1 protein-coding gene is annotated in these 1,092 nt (G+C 39.1%); it reads right to left on the bottom strand.

Going from position 1 to position 1,092, the window contains the following annotated elements:
• Nucleotides 1–66: 66 nt before the first annotated feature.
• The gene (locus H5072_RS20125; RefSeq protein ID WP_024596180.1) at nt 67–1,023 is read right to left on the bottom strand and encodes a mechanosensitive ion channel family protein; all 957 of its coding nucleotides are present in this window, start codon (nt 1,021–1,023) and stop codon (nt 67–69) included.
• Nucleotides 1,024–1,092: the final 69 nt, after the last annotated feature.

The following is a 1,092-nucleotide window of genomic DNA, read 5'->3' as shown; positions in this document are numbered from 1 at the left end:
CTGTAAAATTGCGCTGTTGGTAAGTAACTATTTCCCAATGCTTTTGCCTAATGAGTTTTAACTAAATTACTCACTTTGGCTAGAGTCAGCACCGTCGCTACTGTCTTTATTGGATGACTGCTGGCTTATTTTATCGCTTATCATGGCATCGAGTTTCTCACCGCCTTTAATACCAAAATCTAAAGTACGAATTGGGAAAGGAATACTAATATCAGCTTCGTCTAATGCTTGCTTAACGGCAACAACACCTTTGTGGCGTACCGTCATAAAGTCAGGCTCGCCTGGGTATTTAATCCAAAACCACACCAGTAAGTTAATGCTGCTGTCGCCAAAACCTTCAGCGTATACAGCGGTTTCGTCTTTACGTATTACAAAGTCAAATTCGTTAATTTTATCGACTATAACGTCTTTTGCTTTTTCTATGTCGTCGCCATACGAAATACCTACGGGTACTTCTATACGTCTTATACCTAGCGTGGTGTAATTTTTTAGTACATTTCTAAATAAGACTTTGTTTGGTACAAGTATTAGTTGCCCGTAAAAGCTCTCTATTAGCGTGTTACGTAGGTTTATAGAATGCACCGAACCAAACACATCATCGGTTTCTATTACATCACCTGTTTTAAATGGCTTACGTACACCCATTGCTATACCTGCAATTAGGTTTTCGGTCATGTCTTGAAACGCAAAACCAATGGCTAAACCCACAATACCCGCACCAGCAAGTAGCGAAGTAACAGTGCCTTTTAAGCCAACAAAATCGAGCGCTATAAATAAACCTATGCACAACACAATAACTTTAAATATTGACGCCATTAAGTCGGCAATTTGCGTTGAATCGAGAGAGCGGCGCAACACGTTTTTCATCAGCTTGCCAGCAAAGCGCGCCAATATTGAAAATACTATGGCAATTACAATTGCCACTATAAAATTAGGGATATGGCTGATAACAACATCAAACCACCCTCCGAGCTTTTCCTCTATTAGTTTTTCGGCTTCGCCAACTGACGGAATACTGATCATTTTGTTTGCACCTATTTAATTAATAATCTCATTAATATTAGATATAGTTGCAAATATAACGCCAGTATC

This window comes from Pseudoalteromonas sp. SR45-5 (assembly GCF_014163565.1).
Classification (GTDB): domain Bacteria; phylum Pseudomonadota; class Gammaproteobacteria; order Enterobacterales; family Alteromonadaceae; genus Pseudoalteromonas; species Pseudoalteromonas distincta.
The sequence above is the reverse complement of the archived record's forward strand: the minus strand, read 5'-3'. Positions and strand labels throughout refer to the sequence as shown.